Origin of the sequence: Bradyrhizobium jicamae, from assembly GCF_018130695.1 — a bacterium.
Lineage (GTDB): Bacteria > Pseudomonadota > Alphaproteobacteria > Rhizobiales > Xanthobacteraceae > Bradyrhizobium > Bradyrhizobium jicamae_B.
On the sequence record NZ_JAFCJX010000017.1, the window covers coordinates 65,122 to 88,726 of the forward strand.

Genomic DNA, 23,605 nt, shown 5'->3' on the forward strand with positions numbered 1-23,605 from the left:
AGGGTGAACGCTATCAGCGTTCAGTATCAGATTTCGCGACTTGATGATGCGCGATTATACAATCAAGACCTGACTTAGAGCAGCTCTCCTTCTCCGTTTCGCGGCGAACCGATCGCGTTGTCGTTGCGCGACCTCCAAGAGCGTTTCGGCCGCTGTGAGGCTTCGAGCCGGTTGATTGCTGCCGATGCAGTGCAGCCATGGCGGCGGATATTGACAGCCCAGCCAATTTGATAGCACAATCATATTTGATACTATGATCATATGCAGCAATCTTCAAGCGCCTGCCGCGACTCTGTGTCGACGGATATCAAGCTGCGCGAGTTGAACTCCACCAAGGAGCGTCGTGCTGCGATAGCGTGAGCGCGCTGTCTGAAGACGAACAAAGCTGTGCCAGCGAGCCGGAAAGCGGGGAATACGATGACGATTTCGAACCAGGCGCTCGCGGGCCTGCTCTGCCTTTCTCTGGGATGCTCTGGAGCCTCGGCACAACAGCCATCGGTTGCGGCTCAATCGATCGTGGAAATCGTGCCGGTCGGAACGGCAGGCGGTCCACCAATACAGGTTGATCGATCCGAGCCCGCGACTCTCATTCGAGTGAACGATCAGTTCTATTTGTTCGATTGTGGGATCGGTACAGTCCGGCGTTTGGCGCGCGCTGGAATCCCAACGACCAAGATCAAGGCGCTGTTCTTTACGCACCAGCATCCAGATCACAACATGGATCTTGCCGCGCTGTTATCGGACCGGCTTTTCGGACTAGGACTGGGCCGGCCTGCAGTGCCACTCGAGGTCTATGGCCCTCCAGGAACGCAGCGCCTGGTCGATGCGGCAGCCCATTTCGTTGATGCCGCCTTTGAGACCTTCGCCGCCGAAGGCTGGGGCAAGAACGTCGAAAGGCCCATTTATACCGCCAGGGAATTCGGCAGCGGAATCATCTACGAGGACGCCAATATCAAGGTCTACAGTGCCGAGAATTCTCATTACTCCCTTATGAAAGATGACGATCAGCGCAAGTTCAAGGCTTACTCGTTCAAGGTCGTCAGTCCGAACGGACAAGTACTCCTCACCGGAGATACCGGGCCCGACAGCAGCCTCAGCGAGTTCGGGAAGAACGTCGATTTAATCGTGAGCGAGGTACTAAATCCCGGCGCGATGAGGGTCCTTCTTGACCACATGCTCCATGGCACGCCCGCTGAGCACGATCTGCCGGGACTTTTGGATCATATGACACGAGAGCATCTCGACCCGGCGGAAGTCGGAAAGATGGCGACCAAAGCGAACGCAGGCTCGGTTCTTCTCACACATTTCGGACCTGAAAACGTTAGCGGAGGAACCGATGTGCTCAGGGAAGCAGTTAAGTCACATTATTCGGGTGAGTTTTTTCTGGCCCAGGATCTTCAGGTCTACTGCTTGATCGGTGGGCAAGGCGCATCTCGCGCGCATGTGACACTTTGTCGGTCGTCTTACGCAAAATAACTGAGCGGCATAAGAGGCTAGATGGATGGCTCCGCTTTGGAAGCTGAGGTGAAGCCCGTCGGGATTACATTGTCGCTGGTCATCGGCAAGAACGCCTGCACCATCCGAGCCGCCAGATTATCTGAGTGGTGCGATCATCCGCCGTTCCCTCATCTCCTCGCTGTCTCCCTTGCGACCGCCCTCCATCGACCCGTCGTTGGTGCTTGCAGCAGCGGATCAGTGGCGCTTTTCAGAAGCGAGCCGATTCGCGTAGATGTTGATCACGCCTTGTTTTTAAGGAATTTCGCCCGTCATAGGCCAATGTGAGCAAATCACACTGGGGCCTTAACGAGATTTGGCTTTGGCGCGTGGAATGTTCCGCTTGAGAAGATCGAGCAGAAAATCGCCCGCCGGCGTCAGCGGGAGCCCCGCGCGTCTGACCACAACGATTGGGGGAGCGGGGAGAATTTCCTTGATACGGATTGGCGCCAGTGTGCTGGCCGATTCTGCGCTCAGGAACTGGATTGGTACCATCGCCAGCAAATCGGTGTTGGTAAGCGCGATCAGCAGAGTGAAGGTCGATTGGCCCCGGAAAATAACCCGCGGCAGAGGCAAATTGTGACGGGTGAACAACTCGCAAAATTCCTCCTCGGCGTGGAAAGTGACCCAGCTTCCTGCCCATTCGGCACCTTCGAGATCGGATAGCTTGCGTGCGGCGGCAAGGGGGTGGTTCCTGCGCCCGATAATGACGCGGGTATTGTCGAACAGCTTCTCGTTCACAAACTCCGGCGGCAGCGGTCCTTCTGGTTGCGGTCCGACGTAGAAATCGACGCTGCCGTCTCTCAACCCAGCTTCCAGCATCGGGTAGGTACCGTCGAGAATGTGCAATTGAACGTCGGGGTAGCGAGCCTTGAACGGTTTAAGCGCCTTTGGCAGCAAGGCGACGTGACCCGCCAGGGAGAGCCCGGCGGCGACTTTGCCTCTCGTGCCCCCATGAAGCTGGTCGACCTCGTCGCGGGCGCGTCGAACCTCGTTGAGTATGTTGTTTGCACGTCTCACGAATACCTGGCCCGATGGAGTCAGCACCATGCCTCGCGCTTTGCGCTCGAACAGCGGCACGCCCAATTCATGCTCGAGCTCCTGCAGGCTGCGCGTGAGGGCGGGTTGGGCCAGTTGCAGATGACGCGCCGCCGCGCGAAGCGAACCTCGCTCGGCAATCGCCACTACATCCCGGAATTGATTGAGCTTCACCGACTGATCGCAATCCGTTATCGCACGAACAATATTGACATCTTCCTGCAATCCCTGTCCAGCGCTAACGCTTCTCAAAATAACTGCATCTTGGGAGGGTCCGCGTGCGACTTGTTGCGTTCAAGGAGAATGGTCGTTCCGGGTTGGCCGTCCGGTGCAGCGGCGACAGCTTTCATGGGCTGCGCGAAGGCGAACCTGGATATCCCGGTACGCTTGATAGGTTTCTCCAGCTGGATAGAACGCAGCGCGCAGCCGCCGTTCAGGCGCTTCGGCGCGGTGCGCCGGTTGATCTCACTGCCGTCGAGATGCTGCCGCCGCTTCAGAACCCGGGCAAGATCATCTGCGTCGGCCTGAACTATCGCGACCATGCCAGCGAAAGCGGCATGCAACTCCCGGACTATCCGACTCTCTTCGCGCGCTTTTGCTCGAGTTTGGTGGCGCACCGCGCGCCTATCGTGCGACCTTGCGATTCGGACCGACTTGATTACGAAGGCGAGCTCGTCGCCGTAATCGGCAAGGGCGGGCGCCGCATACCAAAGGAATCGGCGCTTGAGCACGTCGCCGGCTATTCGATTTTCAATGACAGTTCGGTGCGCGATTTTCAGCTCCGCACCCCCCAATGGACAATGGGCAAGAACTTTGACGGCACCGGGGCCTTTGGCCCAACCTTCGTGACCGCGGACGAGTTGCCGCCAGGCGCGCGCGGACTTGCGATCGAGACCCGTCTGAACGGCGAGATCATGCAGCGAGCTTCGACGGACGATTTGATTTTCGACGTCCCGACACTGGTCTCGCTCATCAGCGTGGGCATCACGTTGGCGCCTGGCGATTTGATCGTGACGGGCACGCCCTCGGGCGTCGGCGGCGCCCGCAAGCCGCCGCTGTTCATGAAACCCGGCGACTTATGTGAGGTGGAGATCGAACGCATCGGCATTCTTTCCAACGAGGTGGTCGAGGAAAGCGCGCTGCAAGTCGACGTCACATAACTTGGCTAAGGCGCGCAACAAAAAAGCAGACAGCGGCGCCCGAGGGAGGAGAAATGACCGAGATTAGGGGTACCATTGCGGCGACACGTCGGCCGGGTGTGCTCGGCGTGCATTCGCTGGATCACTTCAGCATGACCGTGCCCTCCTTGGCGGATGCCAAGTTATTCTACGAATGCTTTGGGCTCGACGTCCGTCCCGAGGGTCAATACCTCGCACTCTACACCGCCGGCCACCCACATCGCTGGGCTCTGTTGAGCGAAGGTGGACGAAAAAGATTGCACTACCTCTCGTTTGGCGCCTTCGCGGATGACCTCCCCCGCTTTCGAGAGCGCTTGAGTGCACTCAACGTGGACCGATTGCCGCCTCCACCCGGTTTCGAAAGCAACGGTCTCTGGTTCCGGGATCATGAAGGGACTCCGATCGAGATTCGGGTCGCCGAAAAGTCTTCACCAAATGACAAGTCGATCTTTTCCGTTGTGACCTCTGGTCCCGCGGCGAGGGGCGCGATCGCGCGCAGAACTGCCCCTGCGACGAGACCAAGGAGGCTAGCGCACGTACTTCTCTACACGCGCGATGTAGCGCGTGCGGTAGAGTTCTATTCCAAGATACTAGGCCTACGTCTCTCCGACAGCTCGGAGGGTAACGTGGCCTTTATGCACGGTGTTCATGGGAGCGATCATCATCTCGTGGCTTTTGGCCGTTCCGGCGGACCGGGCCTACACCATTGTAGCTGGGACGTCGGATCGATTCAGGACGTCGGTCTCGGCGCGATGCAGATGGCGAACAAGGGATTCGTCGCTGGTTGGGGGGTCGGCCGCCACGTGCTCGGCTCCAACTACTTCCACTACGTGCGCGACCCCTGGGGAAGCTACGCCGAATACTCCGCCGATATGGACTACGTGCCCGCCGATGCCGATTGGGAAGCGGTCGAGCATCCGGGCGAAGACTCCTCCTATCTCTGGGGTCCAACGCCGCCGCCGGACTTCGGCCACAACTACGAAGCCGAAGGTTAGTTCCCGTGATAGATGTTCTAATCGTCGGCGCCGGCCCAGTTGGACTTGCCCTCGCCATCGACCTTGGACTCCGCGGTGTCAACGTCCGTATAGTCGAGCAGCGCATTCGCGAAGGCGCCCAACCGCGTGCCAAGACCACGAACGTCCGGACCATGCAGCACATGCGGCGATGGGGGATTGCGGACCTGTTACGCGAGGCGTCGCCTCTACCCCACGACTATCCGACAGATATCGTGTTCGCAACGACGCTGCTCGGTACGCCGATCGCCGTTATTGAGAATGCGTTCGAAGGGGCCAAGCGGCGCGATATGCGCTTTCCGGAAGCTGCACAGTGGGTGCCGCAATATACGGTGGAGCAGGTACTCCAAAGGCGCCTGGAACAGCTGCCGTCGGTCCAGTTCGCGAGCGGGCTCATGCTCGAAGGGGCAACGCAATCTGATACCGCAATTATCGCGCAACTCCGCGAGACCGCGGGCGGCCCGCTCCACGAGACAAGGGCGCGCTATCTGGTGGGAGCCGACGGCGCTCGTAGCCGCGTTCGTGCGATCATCGGAGCCACAATGAAAGGCGAGCGCGCGATGATGCGCCACTACAACCTCGTCCTGCGCATTCCTGAACTGAAGGATCATGCGCGCCAGCGACAGGCCATCATGTATTGGCTGATCAACCCGACTGCTCCGTCCGTCATGAGCCCTCTTGGAGGCGACATTTGGACTTTCGGCCTTACGCTTCCTGCCGGCGTCGAGACAATCGAAGACAACGATGTCGTGGGTCGCGTCTGTGCAGCGATCGGTCGAACCGTGCAAGTCGACATCATCCAGCGTGACCTCTGGGCCGCACATCGGCTCGTTGCCGATCGCTACAGCGACCGTCGCGTATTTCTAGCCGGAGACGCCTGCCATCTGCATCCGCCGTTCGGGGGCTACGGAATGAACCTAGGTATCGGCGACGCGGTAGATCTCAGCTGGAAGCTGGCCGCGACACTCCAGGGATGGGGGGGCGCCGGTCTGCTCGACTCGTATGAGCAGGAGCGTCGACCGATACATTTGAGGACGATCGCTGAAGCTGTTGAGAACTACCGCACGCTCAGCGATCATCTCGTGCGCGACGGTCTTGACGACGAGACCTCGCGCGGGGCTCGTGCGCGGGCCGAGCTGAGCGAGCAGATCGTTACGACCAAGAGCAGGGAGTTCAAGACTCTCGGGGTCGTGCTCGGATCGCGTTACGACAATTCGCCAGCGATTCTCAACGACGGTACAAGCCCGCCGCCTGACCACCATGCAATCTACCAACCTTCGGCGCATCCCGGTTGTCTCGCGCCCCATGCATGGCTCGAGGACGGCTCATCTCTCTACGATCACTTCGGGCTCGGCTTCACGCTCCTCGTATTTAACGGCCGAGCGCATGAGGCGGCCCAGCAGATCGAACTTGAGGCCGCAGCTCGTGGCGTGCCGCTGAAGCGGCTGGATTTCCGCGATCCCGCGCTGGAGTTGCTCTACGCAGCGCCCCTTGCGATGATCCGACCAGATCAATTCGTTGCCTGGCGCGGCTCGAGCGCGGATGCCGCCCTCCTGATCCAAGGGGTCTGCGGTCACAAGTTGCAGACAAAAGACGTTGAGGGAGTGACGGCATGAGAGCGGGGACAGAATCGCTTATCAACGTTACGCGGCTCATTGACGACTCACCCGTTCGTCCAATTCAGGTCGTCGCGATCGTTCTTTGCTCGTTGGCCGCATTCCTCGACGGGATGGACAGCCAATCGATCGCGATTGCCGCGCCGGTCATCGCCGAAAATCTCACGATTTCACGAGCGGCGCTCGGACCGATCTTCTCCGTAGGGGCGCTTGGTGCTGCGGTGGGCGCTCTGACATTTGGCCCTCTAGGCGATCGGCTCGGACGCAAGCGTGTGCTTGTGATTGCGATTGTGACGTTCGGGCTGTTCACGCTGGCAACAGCTTACGCGCAATCCATTGAAGCACTACTTGTCGTACGGTTCTGCGCCGGACTTGGACTTGGCGGCGCTACACCTTGCTTCATCACGTTGGCCTCCGAGTTTGCTCCGAAACGCCGCAGGGCCATGGTCGCAAGCTTGATCTGGGCGGCGTTTCCGCTCGGCGGAACAGTGGGCGGCTTCATCAACGGCTACATTCTCGCGACGTTTGGCTGGAAAATGGTGTTTCTCGTCGGTGGCGCAGTACCTCTTGCAATCGCGCTGGTGCTGCTCGTTTGGATGCCGGAGTCGCTACGCTTCTTGCTCGCACGCGGTGGGAATGAAGCTGCCGTCACGAACATCATGCGCCGTTTGGGAATTGATCTGCCGCCCAATCCCAGTTTCGTCTCGGATGAGGTTCGCGTCGAAGGCTCACCCTTGCGGCATCTGTTCACCGAAAGGCGTGGGCTAAGTACGCTGCTGCTTTGGGTGCCGTTTTTTATGACTTTCGGCACATTGGCGCTCGCTGTGATATGGACACCTCTGTTGTTGCGCGACAACGGTATCGACCCGGCCCAGGCAGGAATTGTCATCGGCATTCACGGTATTGGCGCCTTAATCGGCATGAGTTGTGCTGGTCGGCTCGCCGAACGTCTGGGGATGATCTATGCGCTCGTTCCAGCATTGCTGCTCGGCGCGATGGCCACGGCGGCGATTGGCTATGCCGCCACTGCGGTACAGACGGCGGCGATGGCACTCTTCCTCGTAGGACTGTTCGCCGGGCTCGGCGCATCGGGCGCGATTGCTATTGCGACGCTTATCTATCCGACCGCCATGCGTTCATCGGGCGTTGGTTGGGCGATGGGTATGGGGCGCACAGGTCAGGTGGTGGCACCGCTGTTTGCCAGTAGTGTCGTAGCCGCGGGGTGGAACGGAATTGACCTGTTTCTCGCACTGGGTTTCGCGCCAATCGTTGCGGCGCTCGCCATTCTTTGCCTGCGGGCCGTTCTGGTGAAGGGCGGTAGCACTGTCGGCGAGGGGGCGCCTGTCACTTCGTGAAGAGGGCGAATGCCGGGAGCCGCGGGATCTCGCCGGAACTCAGTAGTCTCTGATGCCGAAAACCTCGGACTTCTCTAGGAGCACAATGCTGATGGTGGCCTTACGACGGGCTGATGTTTGCGACGCCCGCTCTATTTATCGGAGCAAGGCATGCTGAGAAAAATTGGCGTCATCGGCGGCGGCACCATGGGGCATGGCATCGCGGGGGCCTTCGCTCTGCATGAGCTGTCGGTGCATCTCTATGAGCCCTCGGCACGACAACGTGAAGGGATCTTGCCAGCGATCAGGGAGGCATGTGAGCTCTTGGTCGAGGAAGAGGTCATCGCCGCCTCATCGGTTCCAGCTGTCCTGGGCCGCATCAAAATCTTCGATCAACTCGCGCCGGCCGTTGCCGATCGCGAATTCGTCGTCGAATGCATCCCGGAGCGCATGGAGTTGAAGCAGGCGCTCTTCGCCGAACTGGATCGATTATGTGCGGCGACAACCATTTTGGCGACCAACACTTCCAGCCTGTCGCTCGCGCCGATGATCGCGGGCCTCTCCGCCGAACGGCGCGGTCGCACATGTGTGACACATTGGTATAACCCGCCGCTCATTATGCCCTTGGTCGAGATATCGGCATTCGGCAACACGACGCCGGAAATCTACAAGGCGGTCGCCAGTCTCCATCAGGCGATCGGTAAGCGAACGGCAAAGATTCTCAAGGACATTCCTGGACTGATCGCCAACCGCATCCAGTTAGGAGTCGCGCGCGAGGTGTTCTCGCTGATTGAGCAGGGCGTAGCCGATGCCGCCGACATCGACGTTGCGCTCAAATTCGGGCCGGCCTTTCGATACGCGACCACGGGTCAGCTCGAGGTGGCAGACTTTGGTGGTCTCGATGTTTGGCTCACCGCGGGTGACCACCTGCTGGCCGAAATGGACGCCTCGCGCGAATCGAGCCCGCTTGTGAGGCGTAAAGTGGCCGAAGGCAAGCTCGGCGTGAAGAGCGGCGAGGGTTTCTATCGCTATGATCCAGCCGCCATCCCCGCACTACGCCGCGCCTTTTTCCAACGATTGCTGAGACAGCTCAAAGCGTCACGCGCCTACTCATAGCGGGATCGAGTGTCCAAGACGATAATCACCATCACCGCGACACCGACCGGCGCATCCTCGACCAAGCAGTGAAGGATGCTTCGAGAGAGCCTAATTAAAACAACCGAAGGAATACCAAATGAAGCTTGCGACGTATCGTTCCGACGGAGACGAAAAACTCGGCATCGTTCACGGCAACGATCAACTTTTGTTCGATCTGGCCGTCGCTGCCGATCGTGCCGGCAAGAAAAACCTTGCGTTTACCTCGATGCTAGCACTCATCGATGCGGGCGACGCAGCGCTCGAACAGGCAGGCAAGATCCTTGATGAATATCGTCATGATGCAAGCCTCTCGTATGAGATTGCCGGCGCCGAGGTTCTGGCGCCGATACCGGAGCCGCGCCAAATGCGCGACGGAATGTCCTTTCCACGGCATATCTTGCAAGGTGGACGTGGTCAGCGAAAGCTCGCAGCACGCGCCAGCGGCGACATCGCCGAGCTTGCTCGGATTGATTCCGAACCCTTGGGCGAACTGCCCGACGTCTATCGCAGGCAGCCGATCTTCTACATCACGAACCGTTTCAGCGTACGCGGCACGAACACCACCGTGAAATGGCCGCGCTACAGCCAGGTCATGGACTACGAGCTGGAGTTCGGCGTCATCACCAAGAACAGGGGCAAGGACATTCCGGCTTCGAGGGCCAGGGAGCACATTTTCGGCTACACCATCTTCAACGACTTTTCAGCGCGTGACGCGCAGCGCATCGAGATGGAAGGTCGGCTCGGCCCGGCCAAAGGAAAGAGTTTCGATGGCGGTAACGTGCTAGGGCCGTGGATCGTCACTCCTGATGAGATCGGCGATCCGTACTCGCTGAAGATGGAGGCGCGTGTCAATGGCGAGACGCGCTCGTGCGGTACGAGCGCGGGTATGCTATTTTCCTTCGAAGAGATGATCGAGCATATAACCACGGACGAGACCCTCATGCCTGGTGAATTCATTGGCTCGGGCACTGTCGGCAATGGCTGCGGACTCGAGCTTGGCTGGTATCTCGAACATGGTGACACGATCGAGCTGGAAGTCGAGAAGATCGGCATCTTAAGGAACAGAACTGAACGGCAGGAGGCCTGACCGTTTAATCCAACATTGCGAGACGCAGGGGATCTCTGCTCGCCCCTGCTGAGTGGGCGATGGAGGCGATGCGATGTCGAGACACACGAGCGCTTGGCTAGGCCCGCTCTTCAGCCTCGTCATTGTTTTCGAGCTTTTTCCGCAGAGCCGTGACCACACGGTGGACGGTTTGCAAGTCCTTGACCGCAAGGCCTTCGGAAAGGCTGTTGACCCACGGGGCTTGGAAGGCCATGGCGGCTTCGAAAGTGCGCCTCCCCTTGTCAGTCAGGACGACGAGTTGAGCCCGACGGTGATGGGGGTTGGCTTCGAACGCAACAAGCCCCTCCGCATGAAGATCGTTGACGATCCGCTGCACGTTTTGGCGATTGGCGCCGAGATCGCGGGCGAGCCAAGCCACCGGCTGCGGACGCTCGGCATGCACAATGGCGCCGAGGATCTGCCAGCGTGCACTCGTGAGCCCAAGTTGCGCCACCATACGGTCGCCTGCGATCAAGAGCAGGCTGTTCAGCCGGAAAAAATCGAGCATGAGGTTGGTCAGCGCATCGCCGGTGGCCGTTCGTGGAGATTTCAGCATTTCGTCACCATAAAACAGTATTGACACCATGATGTCAATCGACTAATGTGGTTAATAGTACCACATTGACAACATGAAGCCAAATTGCCGGAGATGACCATGTCGCTGCTACGCCCCCTGGACCCTGACTTTCCGATCGAAAGCCAGATCGGTATCGATGCCAGCCCTGTCGTGCTGGTGAATGTCTTCCTGCTCGATAAGGCCGACGAGCAGGGCTTTCTCCAAGTCTGGCAGGACGATGCTGCGTTCATGAAGCGCCAGCCGGGCTTCATTGCCACCCAGCTTCACCGCGCGCTCGGCGAAAATCCGACCTATCTAAACTACGCCGTCTGGGAATCGACCGCGCACTTCCGGGCGGCGTTCACGCATCCCGAGTTCAGGTCGAAAATCGCGGCCTACCCCTCATCAGCCGTCGCTTCTCCGCATCTGTTCCAGAAGGTCTCGGTGCCCGGCATCTGCGTGGCATAGCTCGCCCCACACCCCGCTCGTAAAAGGGAGATTCGCAATGGGACTGAAGAGCAGCTCCGAACGCTATGGCACCATGATCGTAGCGATGCACTGGCTGACGGCCTTGCTGATGATCGGTCTCTTCGCCACCGGGTTTCGTGCGGCCAATACGGCCGATCCGGCAGCAAAGGCAGCAATTCTGCGGATCCACGTTCCGATCGCCGTTGCAGTTATCACATTGACGCTTCTTCGCATCGGCTGGTGGTGGGGTGTCGATCGCAAGCCCGGTCCGATCGCTGGCTCACCGCGGTGGCAAGAGCATACGGCTCGAGCGATTCATATTCTCTTCTACGTGTTCATTATTGGAATGACGGCGAGCGGCATTGGGATGATCGCGCTGAGCGGCGCGGCACCCATCATCTTCGGTGGAGAAGGCGCCTTGCTGCCGGATTTCTGGAAGTATCCGCCCCGTGTGCCGCACGGCTTTGGCGCACGGCTTCTACTCGCCTTCATTGCGCTTCACGCCAGCGCGGCGCTGTATCACCAATTCATTCGCCGCGACCACCTTCTCCGGCGCATGTGGTTCAGCCGGTGACGTTCGCGAAGCGCCCGCAACGGCGATGGAATCGGGTTTTCTAAATCGAGGCGTCCTGCTTGCCGCCATGGAAGATTGGATATCGTGCCGCTTAGTCACACCGAGTGATTAGCCGACGACAGATCTTTGAACCAGGAGAGAAACGATGGCAGATGCATCCACCTCATTCGGCCCTTCGCGCCGCCACATGCTGGCCGGTCTCTTGGCTATGCCGGCGCTCGCCGCAACAGCCGGGGCCAGCACTGCGCAAACCAGCAGAACGCAATGGACGCCGCAGCAGGTGCAAGCCGCCTTAAAGGATGCAACGGGCACCAAGCTTGTGCTGCTCGGTACTGCGGCCGGCCCAGTACCAGGCCGCACGCGGGAAATGACTTCACACGTGATGCTGAGCAACGGCTCCGCGTATGTGCTTGATTGCGGTATGGGAGTTACCAATCAGTTTGCCCGCACCGGTATTCCATTTAGCGCGCTGAAATCGATCTTCATCACGCATCACCACGCCGATCACAACATTGAGTACGGTCCGCTCCTGATCGTCGCCTGGATACAGGGCCTTCCCCTGGACGTCCGCGCTTTCGGCCCGCCACCGCTCAAGCAAATGACCGAGGACTTCATGCGCGCCTACAAGCAGACGGTCGATTTCTGGGCCGAGGATTTTCACATGAAGCCGCTGACGTCAGTCAACGTGCAGGAGATTTCCGCGGCCGGTCCAGTGACCGAGGACGACAACGTTAGGGTGTCAGCCATCCTTGCCGAGCACCCACCAGTGACTCCGGCTCTGGCTTACCGCTTTGACTTCAAAGACCGGGCGATAGCGTTTTCTGGCGACACCGCGCCCCTCGACGCGATAGCGAAAATGGCAGCGGGCGCGGACATACTGGTTCACGAAACGATGTACGTGCCGGCCATGGAGGCATTCGCCAGAGCACAGGTCGCCGCAGGCCGGCCGGTACAATTCGACTCCTTCATGGCACATATGAAGGCAAGCCACACACCATCCGAAGATGTCGGGCGCATCGCTCAGGAAGCCGGCGTGAAGACACTCGTGTTGTCGCACCTCACTCCAGCCATCGACGGCATCGACGACGATACCTGGCGTGCACCGGTGGCGAAATACTTCAAGGGCGAGATCATCGTCGGAAAGGATCTCATGGTTGTGTGAGGCCGAAAGAATTCCGATGTCGTCTTACGATGAAGCCGGACATTCGCTCGGCACGGCGCTTGGGCTGGCGACACAGGCAAGAGAATAGCGCAATTTGCGCTCTGTCTTGAGATGACGTCTGGCTTGAGACAACAGGAATCACGCCATCTGTCAGTTGCACCGGCCTTGTCTACTCCGAATGGCGAATGAATTGCTCCCCGACCTGATCGGGCATCTCGGCGCGGCAGCACCTGATCCAGATCACAGTCCCCCCGCTCTTCGCCGTATGTGCTTCGGCACGTGAGCGACATCCTATCATTCATGACCAACTCTTACGTCGAAGGCAAAAGATCGTGATAAAGAAGCTTCATACAATAGCTGGCGCCCTGGCGTTGATGACCATTGCGATATTCTGGCTATCCACGTCTCTTGCCGAACTGTTCGGGTCCCGCACGACCGTAACCATGGTCAAGACAGCCATACCTTGGGGCTTCCTGTTGCTGATTCCGGCGCTGGCGGCTGCAGGCGGTACGGGTTTTTTCCTGGCCAAGGGGCGCCGCATTGGCCTGATCGGTGCGAAGCTCAAGCGAATGCCGTTCATCGCTGGCAACGGCATCCTGATTCTCATCCCGGCAGCGTTATTTCTTGCCTTCAAGGCAAAAGCCGCTGAGTTCGACACCATCTTTTACGGGGTACAGACGCTCGAATTGCTTTCTGGGGCGGCGAACATCATTCTTCTCGGGCTAAGTATGCGAGACGGCCTCAAGCTAAGCCGATACGGCACACGCCGCCGGCAGATGGTCAAGAACGAAGCTTGAGCGCTCCTCCGCAATCGTTTGGCGGCATATGGTTCTTTCCCCTGCGCAACGTCCCCGCCGGTCACGATTGAGAACTACCACCAGTGCATTCGATTCGAAAGTGAAGGCCGGGCCTGCTATCATAAGTACCGACGTGCTGCGAACCTGAGCGCATTTCTGGCGTGAAGCCGCCCGTCGACAGGGATTATCGTAGACACCAGGCCTTTTTAATTTTCCGGTACCAGCTGCGGAGACGGGCGTTTGAGCAGTAGAAGCGATCTGATTCAGGAATTGAACGTCGCTTTGCGCGAGCTCAGCGCCCTTAGCATTCTACATAGCCAGTCCGTAGCGCATCGCATCGGTCTGAATGCATCGGACCTCGAATCCCTTGATTTGGTCTGCATGTGCCGGGTGCACACGCCGACTGAGCTGATGGAACAGACCGGGCTAACCAGCGGAGCGATAACCGGCGTTATCGACCGGCTAGAACGAAAGGGCTATGTCGTCCGGAAGCGGGATAAAATCGATCGTCGAAAGATCCTGCTCAACGCGACCAAACGCGTGCAAGTCGACGTCGAGCCGCTTGCCGAGGGCATGCGCAAGTCGGTCAGCGCTGCTTTGGGGGCCCACGACACCGCAGCGTTGAAGACCACTCTGGTTGTGATGATCGACTTGCTCGACGCCGCAAGAGCCGCGATCCGGGACCTGCAGGTCGATCCGATGGCACCGCGTCCATGATCGATTTTCGGCCGGGCGCCGGGATGACGCCATTGTGCCTTTCGCGAGATCGGCACGCCGGCCGGTGTCCACCCGGTCTGCCGCGCCGGCCCAATTCGTCGGACAGGCCGGTCAGCTCTCGCCACCGCTCGTGAAAACGGTGCAGTGCTCCATGCCTGCCTTCAAGGGACGAGCTTCTTGTCGGGCTAAAACGCTTTCTTGGTGAGCCATCACCCCACTGGATGGATAGCCGTGTTTTGCGCCATTACTTGAGAACCACCAGTAGGTCTTTGGCGTCCACCGTTCGTCCCGCCTGGACGCAAATCTCTGCAATTGTAGCGTCGCGGGAGGCTGTGATGGGAGTTTCCATCTTCATCGCCTCGATCGTCAGGAGAAGATCTCCAGCCTTCACGGCCTGACCTGGCTTCGCAGCCACCGTCGCAATGATCCCTGGCATCGGCGCGCCAACATGGTCACTATTTGTCTGATCGGCGGCGCGCGATGAGAGGCCTTGTTTTGAGACTTTGCGATCAGCCACAGTGATCACCCGAGGTTGTCCGTTGAGTTCGAAGAATACGCGAACGGACCCGTCATTCTCGACATCTCCAACAGCGGTGAGGTGAACAACAAGCGTTTTTCCCTGTTCGATAGTGATGTCAACTTGCTCGCCCGGTCGCATGCCATAGAAATAGACATGCGTCGGCAGCGCTGAAACGGGGCCAAAGACGCGCTCCAACTCGGCATATCGTGCGAACACCTTCGGGTACATCAAATAACTCGCAAACTCGGTCTCGGAGAGTGCACGGTCGCATTGCGCCTCAGCCTCTCTGCGTGCCGCAACGAGATCGATCTCGCCGATCAAGCTTGCCGGGCGTTCAGTGATCGGAGGCTCGTCGCGAAGAACCCGCTCCTGGAGCGCTTTTGGCCAGCCGCCTGGAGGCTGGCCAAGTTCGCCGCGTAGCATTTCGGCGACTGACGCCGGAAATGCGATGTCGCGATCCGAATTGAGTAGATCCTCGGGCGTTAAATCCTGCGCGACCATCATCAGGGCCAAGTCGCCCACGACCTTCGAGGACGGCGTTACCTTGATGATATCTCCGAACAGATGGTTTGCTTGCGCATAGGCCCGAGTGATCATCGGCCAACGCTTCTCAAGACCGAGGCCTCTTGCCTGCTCCCTCAGATTCGTAAATTGCCCACCGGGCATTTCGTGCAGGTAGACGCCCGATCCGCTCGACAGAACGCTGGTCTCGAACGCGGCGTATTGGCCGCGCACCGCCTCCCAATACGAGCCGATGTCGCGAATAGCTTGCGGATCCAATCCCGTGTCGTGCGACGAAAAGCGTAGCGCTTCCACAACAGTCCCCATGGACGGCTGCGAAGTCGTGCCCGACATCGCGTCCATAGCGACGTCAACGGCATCCACTTCGGCCTCGATGGCCGCGAGCACCGTGGCGATCGCAGCTCCCGACGTATCGTGGGTATGAAGCGCGACAGGGAGCGAGGTCGTGTCGCGTAGCGCCTTGATAAGAACCCGCGCGGCCGAGGGCTTCAGGAGGCCAGCCATATCCTTGATGGCGAGCATGTGACAGCCGGCCGCCTCAAGCTGGCGCGCGATATCGACATAGTAGGACAAGGTGTATTTCGCTCGATCCGGATCGAGAATGTCGCCGGTATAACATATCGCACCTTGAGCGACCTTCCCGGCCTCCGCGACTGCATCGATGGCGACACGTATATTCTCGACCCAGTTGAAACAGTCGAAGATCCGGAAGATATCGATCCGCTTGGCGGCCTCCTTGATGAAGAAGCGAACGACGTTGTCGGGATAATTGGTGTAACCTACGCCGTTCGAGCCGCGCAGCAGCATTTGCGTCAGAAGATTTGGCGCGAGGCGGCGAATGGCCTCCAGGCGCTCCCATGGATCTTCCTGCAAGAAGCGCATTGCCACATCGAATGTCGCGCCACCCCAGCATTCGAGGCTAAGTAGTTCCGGAAGCCGGTGGGCGTAATTCGCTGACACGGCGACCATGTCGGCGGTACGCATTCGCGTTGCGATCAGCGACTGGTGAGCGTCGCGCATCGTGGTATCCGTGAGCAACGGCTTTGATTGTGCTCTGATCCATTTGGCTAGGCCGCCCGGTCCCAGTTGGTCCAAGAGCTGGCGACTGCCGTTCGGCACAGGACCGGACACGCCTGGCGCTTGTGGCGTATGGGCATGCGCTGGCGCGCTTTTGCGCCCCTTGACGTCGGGATGACCGTTGACGCTCACATCGGCGATATAGGTCAAAAGCCGCGTTGCTCGGTCACGCCGCTTGCTGAGCGAAAGCAAGCCGGGCGTCTCATCGATGAACCTGGTCGTATATCTATTGGCGAGAAAGTCGCAATGGCTCAGCACATTTTCGAGGAAGGCCAGATTGGTGACGACACCGCGGATACGATACTCCTTCAGTGCCCGTGTCATCCGTGCGACCGCCTCTTGCTGAGTCGGTGCCCAAGCCGTGACCTTCTCGAGCAGCGGATCGTAGTGGCGCGTCACAATTGCGCCGGAATAGGCGGTACCTCCATCGATTCTCACGCCGTAGCCAAACGCGCCGCGATAGGCGGTGATGCGGCCATAATCCGGGACAAAATTGTTCTCCGGATCCTCAGTCGTTATCCTGCATTGCAAGGCATGGCCACTGAGGCGGATCTCCTCTTGCGGAGGTACGCCCGTCTCTTCGGCACGACCGAGGCGCCCGCCTTCGGCTATCCTGAGCTGCGCCTTTACGATGTCGATGCCCGTCACCATCTCGGTGACGGTATGTTCGACCTGAATACGGGGATTGACCTCTATGAAATAGAAGGCACCATTCTCATCATCAATAAGAAACTCGACCGTACCAGCCCCAACATAATTTGCCGCCCGCCCGACCTTGAGAGCTGCGTGGCAGAGTTCGTCGCGTATTGCCTCATCAACAGAAGGGGCTGGCGCCCGTTCGATGACCTTCTGATTGCGCCGCTGTATCGAGCAGTCCCGTTCAAAGAGATGGAACAGATTGCCGTGGCGATCTCCCAGCAATTGAACTTCAATATGGCGCGCCCGACGAATAAGCTTCTCGAGATAAACTTCATCTCGTCCAAACGCAGCCTTCGCCTCACGACGCCCTGAACGCACAGCATCAAGCAAGCCTGCGTCGTCCGCGATGGACCGCATTCCACGCCCACCGCCGCCCCAGCTCGCCTTCAGCATCAGGGGATAACCGAGATTCGATGCAATGCGCCGGATAGCGTCATCGTCATGTGGAAGGGGCTCACTCGCCGGCACGACGGGAACGCCAGCCGCCACGGCTATGTGTCGCGCCGAAACCTTATCGCCGAGGGACCGCATCGTCTCTGGTGAGGGGCCAACAAAGACAATTCCGGCGTCCGCGCATGCTGCGGCGAATTGCGGGCTTTCGGACAAGAACCCATATCCGGGATGGATTGCATCCACGTTAGCCCGCTTTGCGATCTCGATGATCTGCGCGACGTTGAGGTAGGCCGCGATCGCTCCGGCGCCATGGCCGAGATGATATGCCTCGTCCGCCTTGAAGCGGTGCAATGAGAGCTTGTCCTCCTCCGCATAGACGGCCACAGTCTGCATGCCGAGTTCAGTGGCGGCGCGGAAGACACGAATTGCGATTTCGGATCGATTGGCCACCAGCAGTCGGCGGATTTGCTTATTGACAGCAATTTTGTCCGTCATGTTGTGCCCTAACTAGTGTGCGGAACGTTATGCCGATCGCGACGCTCTCCGAACGAGCTCTATTTACCTCGCAGAGCGTCCGTTTGACCTCTTTGGCATTGTTGGCACCGCATCGCCGCTGAGTCGATGCAGCTTACGACCGATACTGTCGTTATCCTGAGCGTGGGCGCCGCTAGGCCCACGCATTAGTTCCTAGGCGCCGGGGTGTCTGTATGGCGCCGAGCTGCGCTTCAGTTTGAGCGCCTCGGATGAGGCGGTGATTTCCATCTGTTGCCGCTCATCACGAGCGGCAACAGTTGAGACGCTCCGCGAGCTCCAAAAGATTGGGCTCCAGCCTGTCTGGCGTCTCCATTGCGGAATGGATGTAGAAGTCGGGCCTCACGATCACGGCGATCAACCCGTTGGCCTCGAAATACCTCTCATACGTGCCGTCGACATCTTCCATTTCGCTGCCTGCGCCGAAATGCACGATCTGGAGTCCCAACCGGTCAATCACCTGCGTTGCTCTCGCGCTGATGAATTCGGACAAATCGAGCCTGCAGATCAACTGCCAACCCGTTCCCAAGAAGTCATCGGCGCGCTTGACAAGGAGATTCTTCCGTACGCGGCCCTGGGGGCCCAATTGCCCCACGACAGAGGCCTCGCCTGCCGTTGGGGTGGACATGAGGAGCCCATCCACAAGCGCCGGCATGGGAGGCGATGGAAGCTTCTGGCCGGATAGGAGTGCCTTGTCCCTAGCCGCAGCAGCGGCCGGATCCGTCGTGCAGCTTATTCTGCCGACTTCCATCGACAGCCTGATGTAATCCGCCACATGTGGCTTCCGCTCCGCGCAATACGTATCGAGCAGGGATTCCGGTGCCCGGCCCGAAACAACGAGCTGCATCTTCCAAGCCAGGTTTGCCGCGTCACGGATCCCCGAGCACATCCCCTGCCCCATGAAGGGAGGCATGACGTGGGCCGCATCGCCGGCGAATAGCACTCTTCCTGCACGCCACCGATCCAGAAGCTTGGACTCGAATATATAGGTGGCTTGCCTGATCAGCTCGACATCATCCTCGCGAACCCAAGGCGCCACGAGTGACCACGCCGTCTCGGTTCGCTTTGCCCATTCCTCCTCGCCGGGCATCACCATGTAGGAAAATCGGCGATGTTCTTTACCGAGCTGAAACAGGCACATCGGCCGCGCCGGATCGCAAATCTGCGCATTCTCATACGGCAGCGATAGTGAACGCTTCTCCTTGAAGTCGACAACCAGCCAAGGCTGACTGAAGCCGAGATCTTGCCACTCAAGTCCGAGAAAGCGGCGCACAAAGCTGTTGCCGCCATCGCAGGCGACGAGATACTTGGCGGTCACTTGTCGTGTCTCGCCAGCCGCGCCAGTGCTTTTGCCAGCAACATCGCGCACGGTAAGTTGAACGTGGTCGGGATGTTGAACCACGCCAACAGCTTCCCATCCATGATTGACGGTGACGCGGCCGGTGCTGCGGACCGCGGCATCCAGCGCATCCTCAACATCCGGCTGAAAGATCAGGAAGTCGGACGGCCAGCCGGAGACTCCGTCGGCATTCCATTCGAAATTGATCAAAAGCTCGCCGGCGGCATTGCGCCACTCGTATGTATTGGATCTGACGGCAGTCTTCTCCACGGCCTCCGCACATCCAATCGATTGAAAGATGCGCATGATTTCATGGTCGATATGGCCGGCCCGGGGGAGCGCGTACAGCGAGGGATAGCGTTCATAAACGCCCACATTGCAGCCGAGCTTGCCGGCCAGCGCAGCAAAGGTCTGGCCAACGGGACCATACCCTACCAATAGAATGTCGTGGTCGATCGTGGTCATGCCCTCACCCAAGCAGCAAGAAATGGTGTCGCTTCCGTCCGTGATGGATTGTGATCTGTCGATCATCTCTGATGAAGTCATCAGTCACATAGAGGTGGGCCTCTGTCAAGAATTTGTTGTGCAGCTTCTTTGGTGGGTTTTGCGCCTGTTAGCACGGGCGAAACGTGTGGCGTTGAAGACCACTCCTCTGTCGAACCGACGAAACGCTGCAGGCCACGCAACGGCCTGACCGTGCGGCGGGCCATGGCCGCTCAGACAAACGACAACTTCTTGGCTTAGTGCCCCATCGAAATGGCCCCAAGTGTGTGGTTTGCTGCAGAGCTCACTGAAGAGTTGGCGCCGGGTGGGTACGCGGGAAATGCGTCGCACAGGCTATCGTCATCGGCGGCGATGGTCATCGGTTCGCTGACCAGGTTGCGATCGGCCGACCTCGATTGGAGCGCCTCGCCAGCCGGCCCGGCGCCGGGCGCCGCTACTTTATCTCCTGTGCCACACGCTCCGGATGGCCTCGAGCTCTGATCCTCGACGGGACCTTCGGCACATGCCATGTGCCCTTTTGGAGATGGAGAGCAGGTGTGCGTACTGGCTTGTTCAACCTGGCTGCCCGAGCGGGCACGCAACCCAAGCCACGCCGGTCCGGCGCTCGGTGCCGGGGCGATGGCATGACGGGCCGATGGCGGCATGGCAGCGGAACTCGACTGACGCCAGCGAGCGAACCAGTTGAACCGCGGCGGTAAGCTCGTCTGAGAGCTCCAAGAGCGTCAGGACGACGTTCCGAACTGGACGATGACTTGGCGCTGCTCGCCGAGCCCCTCGATGCCCAATGTAACAACGTCTCCTGCCTTCAGGAATTTTGGAGTGGGTTTGGCACCAAGTCCCACGCCCGGCGGAGTTCCGGTAACAATGACGTCCCCTGGCTGCATTGCCATGAACTGTGAGCAATACCAAACGAGATACTTCGCGCTGAAGATCATCGTCTTCGTATTGCCGCGCTGACGCCGCTCTTCATTGACATCGAGCCACATATCGAGATTTTGGGGATCCTCAACCTCGTCGGCCGTGACGAACCATGGCCCGATCGGCCCAAACGTCACGCAACTTTTGCCCTTGCTCCACTGTCCTCCAGATCGGTCGATCTGAAAGGAGCGCTCGGACACATCATTGTGGACGAAGTAGCCTGCAATGAATTCCTTCGCGTCTTCCTCGGATGGTATGTTGGATGCCGGCTTTGCGATCACGATGCCAAGTTCGACCTCATGATCGAGCTTGGTCGATGACTGGGGCAGAATCGTATTGTCGTTCGGTCCGCAGATGCAGCCTGTATGCTTGAGAAAGATGATGGGCTCGCTTGGAATGGGCATGCCCGACTCCTTCGCATGGTCCGAGTAATTCAGACCGACCGCGATCATATTCCGGACATTTCCAACGCAGGCCCCAAGGCGCGGGTTTCCCTTGACGATCTCCAAGGCCTCAACTGAGGCGGATCGAATTTTGTCGATCCCACCGTTCGCGATCATCTGACCGTCGATGTCATCAACGACAGACGATAGGTCTCGAATATTTGCAGCCGCGTCGATAATTCCCGGCCTCTCGCGGCCGATCAGGCCATACCGAACGAGCTTCATCTGTGCCTCTCGAAGAACATAAGCATTTACCGTCAAGCGTTGGGAGATTCGTAATTGAAGGCAAAATCAGCTGGAACCTCTGGTCCCCAGAGATAGAAGGAGTCGTCGGGAGGATAATCGCCCGCGCTCCATTCCGCGTTGGCTGAAATGTAGTCGATATCGCACGAATACTCGGAGTAACTCCCCCACGGATCCCGCACGTAGTGGAAGAAATTCGATCCGAGGACATGACGTCCCAGCCCCCATCCTTTCGCGTAACCCTTTCCGGCCATGTTCATAGCGCCAAGACCGATGTCATCGATACTGCCTACATCCCAACTGCAGTGATGCAGTCCCGGAGAGTCGGATTTGACGAACGCGAGAAGGTGATGGTCGCTCCCGTGAATGCCGTGCATGAATGCGACAATGTCGGCGGATCGATCCGACAACCGCAGACCCAGGTTCCGGCTGTAGAAGCCGAGCGCTTCATCAATGTCGCTGGTAAAGATCAGGATGTGCGACAGACGCCGCGGCCGCCCTTGCCGAGCGTTCTGACGTGTCGGCGCCCGGCCAACAGATGGCAGCGCGTCTGGCCATGTTGCGACGCTTTTGGTGTCGGGGGAGGATTTGGGTGCGCTCCTCACCTCGATCAATACGTTGTCGTGGCCGCGGAACCAGAAGCCTTCATTTTCGAAGCCGGGCGGAGGGTCAACAAGCCTGACGCCATTTCCCTCTATTCTGGCTCTCAGTCGCTGCACATCTTCGGGGAAACATCCGAACGAGAGGTGATGAAGCTGTTTACGCGCGCTTTCGACGACGGCGCCCCATCGGTGCTCGTGGCCGAATGTTCGCAGCGCAAGGGCATTGCTCTCATTGGAGACCTCCAGACCGAAGGCGTGATAGAATGTCGCTGCTTCGGCAACATCCGGTACTCCGAGCACGAATTCGTGGAGCGAGTGGACGCCGAGGTCTCCAGCCCTAGCGCTGCTGCTAACGTGGCCGCCAATTGCCGTCATGCGATTCTCCGGGAGTTGAAGGTAGCGCAAACCATCGGGCCGACGATCCTAGTCCAATTGGAAAAGCTTAACGGCATTTGTCCGGCCGATTTTTTCCCGGTCCCGTTCACTGATCGCCGCGCTCTCGAACCATTCCGTAGCCTCACTGACTTGCTCGAACGGATAGTCGGTTGAGAAAAGGATACGATCCGCTCCAACCTCCAGAAGTGAGTTGACGAGCGATTGAGTCCTGAAGTTTCCGGCCGTGGTGATGTAAAAATTCTCGGAGAAATACTCCGACACCTTCTTCTTGGCCGGGTATCCGAGCGGCGACCACGCGATGCGTTGGTCGATACGGTAAAGCGTAAAGGGCAGAGCCTCGCCGAGATGACCCAGTATGATCTTCAAGGCAGGAAATTTGTCGAAAAGCCCACTGCCCATCAGCCGTAGGGCATGAAGCGCCGTTTCCGAGCCAAACCCATATGCCGGGCCAATCAACCAGGGGTGCCCGACATAGGCCTTTCGCTCACTAGGCTCGCGTGGATGGAGGTAGAACGGCACGCCCAGGCGTTCAACCACCTCCCAGAAGTCCCAATAGGGCTTCACGTCGTAATACACTGCCTCCGACGTCGGACCAACTTGCGAATAGCCATTTACGAGCGCGCCTTTGAAGCCGAGTTCGTGGACACAACGGCTAAGCTCCAACGACGCGGCTTGTGGATCTTGCATGGGCAGCGCCGCAAGTCCCTTAAAGCGTCCGCCGCTCTTCGCAATCTCGGCTGCGAGGATGTCATTGGCTCGCCGCGCAGTTTCTGCGGCCGTCCGATGGTCCGAGATCGCTTGAATGGCCGGGCTATTGAGGGAGAGGATCATCACGGCGATGCCGTGCTTATCCATTTCGCGGATGCGCATGTCCCGGATATCGAGCAGCCTGGCACGAAGATCCTGCCATGTCTCCGGCCCTACAAAGTTCTGGGAATCTCCCAGCGTTTCTTCGAGAGCAAAGTGCTCTTCGAGTGCGACCTTGTCCTTCATCGCTATCTTCCCCCCGCCTGCCACATCAACAAGCCCGCGATTCCGCCGCGCTTCATACGAGCGGCTTGCGCACTCTCTTCGGAACGACACCGAAACGAATGCGCACGCTTACGTCACGAGGCGCCTTCATCCGCAGTGACCCGCACCTTTTGGACTCCTATATCATCTCTGATATCGTCATCAAACATATAATGCTTCTGTCGCCATCAAAAATGTGGCATGACCGTTCGCAACCT

Annotated in this window: 19 protein-coding genes; 12 read left to right on the forward strand and 7 right to left on the reverse strand. The window is 59.0% G+C overall.

Features of this window, described 5'->3' with window-relative positions:
• The first annotated feature begins 417 nt into the window (after positions 1-417).
• Complete coding sequence (locus JQ604_RS24250) at positions 418-1,476, forward strand: MBL fold metallo-hydrolase (protein ID WP_212362867.1); 1,059 nt, start codon at positions 418-420, stop codon at positions 1,474-1,476.
• A gap of 324 nt (positions 1,477-1,800) precedes the next feature.
• On the opposite strand, the gene JQ604_RS24255 is transcribed toward JQ604_RS24250, so the two are convergent.
• Entirely contained in the window at positions 1,801-2,757 is a 957-nt protein-coding gene (locus JQ604_RS24255) for a LysR family transcriptional regulator (protein ID WP_212362869.1), read from the reverse strand.
• Positions 2,758-2,810: 53 nt separating this feature from the next.
• On the opposite strand from JQ604_RS24255, the gene JQ604_RS24260 reads away from it, so the two are divergent.
• The 6 genes from JQ604_RS24260 (at position 2,811) to JQ604_RS24285 (ending at position 9,897) form a co-directional block, all read left to right on the forward strand.
• The gene (locus tag JQ604_RS24260; protein WP_349631136.1) at positions 2,811-3,692 is read left to right on the forward strand and encodes a fumarylacetoacetate hydrolase family protein; all 882 of its coding nucleotides are present in this window, start codon (positions 2,811-2,813) and stop codon (positions 3,690-3,692) included.
• A 131-nt stretch (positions 3,693-3,823) separates the two neighbouring features.
• The gene (locus JQ604_RS24265) at positions 3,824-4,705 is read left to right on the forward strand and encodes a VOC family protein (RefSeq protein WP_249158615.1); all 882 of its coding nucleotides are present in this window, start codon (positions 3,824-3,826) and stop codon (positions 4,703-4,705) included.
• A 5-nt stretch (positions 4,706-4,710) separates the two neighbouring features.
• Positions 4,711-6,339 carry an FAD-dependent monooxygenase gene (locus JQ604_RS24270; RefSeq protein ID WP_212362873.1) on the forward strand — a complete coding sequence of 543 codons (1,629 nt, stop codon included), beginning with the start codon at positions 4,711-4,713 and terminating at the stop codon, positions 6,337-6,339.
• On the forward strand, positions 6,336-7,694 hold the full coding sequence (locus JQ604_RS24275) for an MFS transporter (RefSeq protein ID WP_212362875.1): 1,359 nt from the start codon (positions 6,336-6,338) through the stop codon (positions 7,692-7,694). The genes JQ604_RS24270 and JQ604_RS24275 overlap by 4 nt, the downstream gene beginning before the upstream one ends.
• 150 nt (positions 7,695-7,844) lie before the next feature.
• Positions 7,845-8,789 (forward strand): 3-hydroxyacyl-CoA dehydrogenase family protein, encoded by a 945-nt coding sequence (locus tag JQ604_RS24280; RefSeq protein WP_212362877.1) that lies wholly within the window; start codon positions 7,845-7,847, stop codon positions 8,787-8,789.
• 118 nt (positions 8,790-8,907) lie between these two features.
• Entirely contained in the window at positions 8,908-9,897 is a 990-nt protein-coding gene (locus tag JQ604_RS24285) for a fumarylacetoacetate hydrolase family protein (protein ID WP_212362879.1), read from the forward strand.
• 97 nt (positions 9,898-9,994) lie between these two features.
• On the opposite strand, the gene JQ604_RS24290 is transcribed toward JQ604_RS24285, so the two are convergent.
• Positions 9,995-10,471, reverse strand: a complete 477-nt coding sequence (locus JQ604_RS24290) for a MarR family winged helix-turn-helix transcriptional regulator (protein WP_212363033.1) — start codon at positions 10,469-10,471, stop codon at positions 9,995-9,997.
• Positions 10,472-10,570: 99 nt separating this feature from the next.
• Here JQ604_RS24290 and JQ604_RS24295 point away from each other — a divergent pair, with 99 nt between their 5' ends.
• The 5 genes from JQ604_RS24295 (at position 10,571) to JQ604_RS24315 (ending at position 14,189) form a co-directional block, all read left to right on the forward strand.
• Complete coding sequence (locus tag JQ604_RS24295) at positions 10,571-10,939, forward strand: antibiotic biosynthesis monooxygenase family protein (RefSeq protein WP_212362881.1); 369 nt, start codon at positions 10,571-10,573, stop codon at positions 10,937-10,939.
• Between the two features lie 37 nt (positions 10,940-10,976).
• Complete coding sequence (locus JQ604_RS24300; protein ID WP_212362883.1) at positions 10,977-11,513, forward strand: cytochrome b; 537 nt, start codon at positions 10,977-10,979, stop codon at positions 11,511-11,513.
• A 145-nt stretch (positions 11,514-11,658) separates the two neighbouring features.
• Positions 11,659-12,675 (forward strand): MBL fold metallo-hydrolase, encoded by a 1,017-nt coding sequence (locus tag JQ604_RS24305; RefSeq protein WP_212362885.1) that lies wholly within the window; start codon positions 11,659-11,661, stop codon positions 12,673-12,675.
• 332 nt (positions 12,676-13,007) lie between these two features.
• Entirely contained in the window at positions 13,008-13,472 is a 465-nt protein-coding gene (locus tag JQ604_RS24310; RefSeq protein ID WP_212362887.1) for a hypothetical protein, read from the forward strand.
• Between the two features lie 240 nt (positions 13,473-13,712).
• Complete coding sequence (locus tag JQ604_RS24315; protein WP_212362889.1) at positions 13,713-14,189, forward strand: MarR family winged helix-turn-helix transcriptional regulator; 477 nt, start codon at positions 13,713-13,715, stop codon at positions 14,187-14,189.
• A gap of 244 nt (positions 14,190-14,433) precedes the next feature.
• On the opposite strand, the gene JQ604_RS24320 is transcribed toward JQ604_RS24315, so the two are convergent.
• The 5 genes from JQ604_RS24320 to JQ604_RS24340 all read right to left on the reverse strand — a co-directional run bounded on the left by JQ604_RS24320 (position 14,434) and on the right by JQ604_RS24340 (position 23,369).
• Positions 14,434-17,895 carry a pyruvate carboxylase gene (locus JQ604_RS24320; RefSeq protein ID WP_212362891.1) on the reverse strand — a complete coding sequence of 1,154 codons (3,462 nt, stop codon included), beginning with the start codon at positions 17,893-17,895 and terminating at the stop codon, positions 14,434-14,436.
• A 280-nt stretch (positions 17,896-18,175) separates the two neighbouring features.
• Positions 18,176-19,735, reverse strand: coding sequence for a bifunctional 3-(3-hydroxy-phenyl)propionate/3-hydroxycinnamic acid hydroxylase (locus JQ604_RS24325; RefSeq protein ID WP_212362893.1), 1,560 nt, complete (start codon positions 19,733-19,735; stop codon positions 18,176-18,178).
• Positions 19,736-20,496: 761 nt separating this feature from the next.
• A complete protein-coding gene (locus JQ604_RS24330; RefSeq protein WP_212362895.1) occupies positions 20,497-21,360 on the reverse strand; it encodes a fumarylacetoacetate hydrolase family protein in 864 nt (287 codons plus the stop codon).
• 32 nt (positions 21,361-21,392) lie between these two features.
• Positions 21,393-22,355, reverse strand: coding sequence for a VOC family protein (locus JQ604_RS24335; protein ID WP_212362897.1), 963 nt, complete (start codon positions 22,353-22,355; stop codon positions 21,393-21,395).
• Positions 22,356-22,403: 48 nt separating this feature from the next.
• A complete protein-coding gene (locus JQ604_RS24340) occupies positions 22,404-23,369 on the reverse strand; it encodes an amidohydrolase family protein (protein ID WP_212362899.1) in 966 nt (321 codons plus the stop codon).
• Positions 23,370-23,605: the final 236 nt, after the last annotated feature.

Bases quoted from the DNA above. Each gene is read 5' to 3' on its own strand.
- JQ604_RS24250 (WP_212362867.1), top strand. From the start codon at position 418: ATGACGATTTCGAACCAGGCGCTCGCGGGCCTGCTCTGCCTTTCTCTG.
- JQ604_RS24295 (WP_212362881.1), top strand. From the start codon at position 10,571: ATGTCGCTGCTACGCCCCCTGGACCCTGACTTTCCGATCGAAAGCCAG.
- JQ604_RS24290 (WP_212363033.1), bottom strand. From the start codon at position 10,471: ATGCTGAAATCTCCACGAACGGCCACCGGCGATGCGCTGACCAACCTC.
- JQ604_RS24300 (WP_212362883.1), top strand. From the start codon at position 10,977: ATGGGACTGAAGAGCAGCTCCGAACGCTATGGCACCATGATCGTAGCG.
- JQ604_RS24305 (WP_212362885.1), top strand. From the start codon at position 11,659: ATGGCAGATGCATCCACCTCATTCGGCCCTTCGCGCCGCCACATGCTG.
- JQ604_RS24340 (WP_212362899.1), bottom strand. From the start codon at position 23,369: ATGAAGGACAAGGTCGCACTCGAAGAGCACTTTGCTCTCGAAGAAACG.
- JQ604_RS24285 (WP_212362879.1), top strand. From the start codon at position 8,908: ATGAAGCTTGCGACGTATCGTTCCGACGGAGACGAAAAACTCGGCATC.
- JQ604_RS24320 (WP_212362891.1), bottom strand. From the start codon at position 17,895: ATGACGGACAAAATTGCTGTCAATAAGCAAATCCGCCGACTGCTGGTG.
- JQ604_RS24265 (WP_249158615.1), top strand. From the start codon at position 3,824: ATGACCGTGCCCTCCTTGGCGGATGCCAAGTTATTCTACGAATGCTTT.
- JQ604_RS24275 (WP_212362875.1), top strand. From the start codon at position 6,336: ATGAGAGCGGGGACAGAATCGCTTATCAACGTTACGCGGCTCATTGAC.
- JQ604_RS24335 (WP_212362897.1), bottom strand. From the start codon at position 22,355: ATGACGGCAATTGGCGGCCACGTTAGCAGCAGCGCTAGGGCTGGAGAC.
- JQ604_RS24325 (WP_212362893.1), bottom strand. From the start codon at position 19,735: ATGACCACGATCGACCACGACATTCTATTGGTAGGGTATGGTCCCGTT.
- JQ604_RS24280 (WP_212362877.1), top strand. From the start codon at position 7,845: ATGCTGAGAAAAATTGGCGTCATCGGCGGCGGCACCATGGGGCATGGC.
- JQ604_RS24330 (WP_212362895.1), bottom strand. From the start codon at position 21,360: ATGAAGCTCGTTCGGTATGGCCTGATCGGCCGCGAGAGGCCGGGAATT.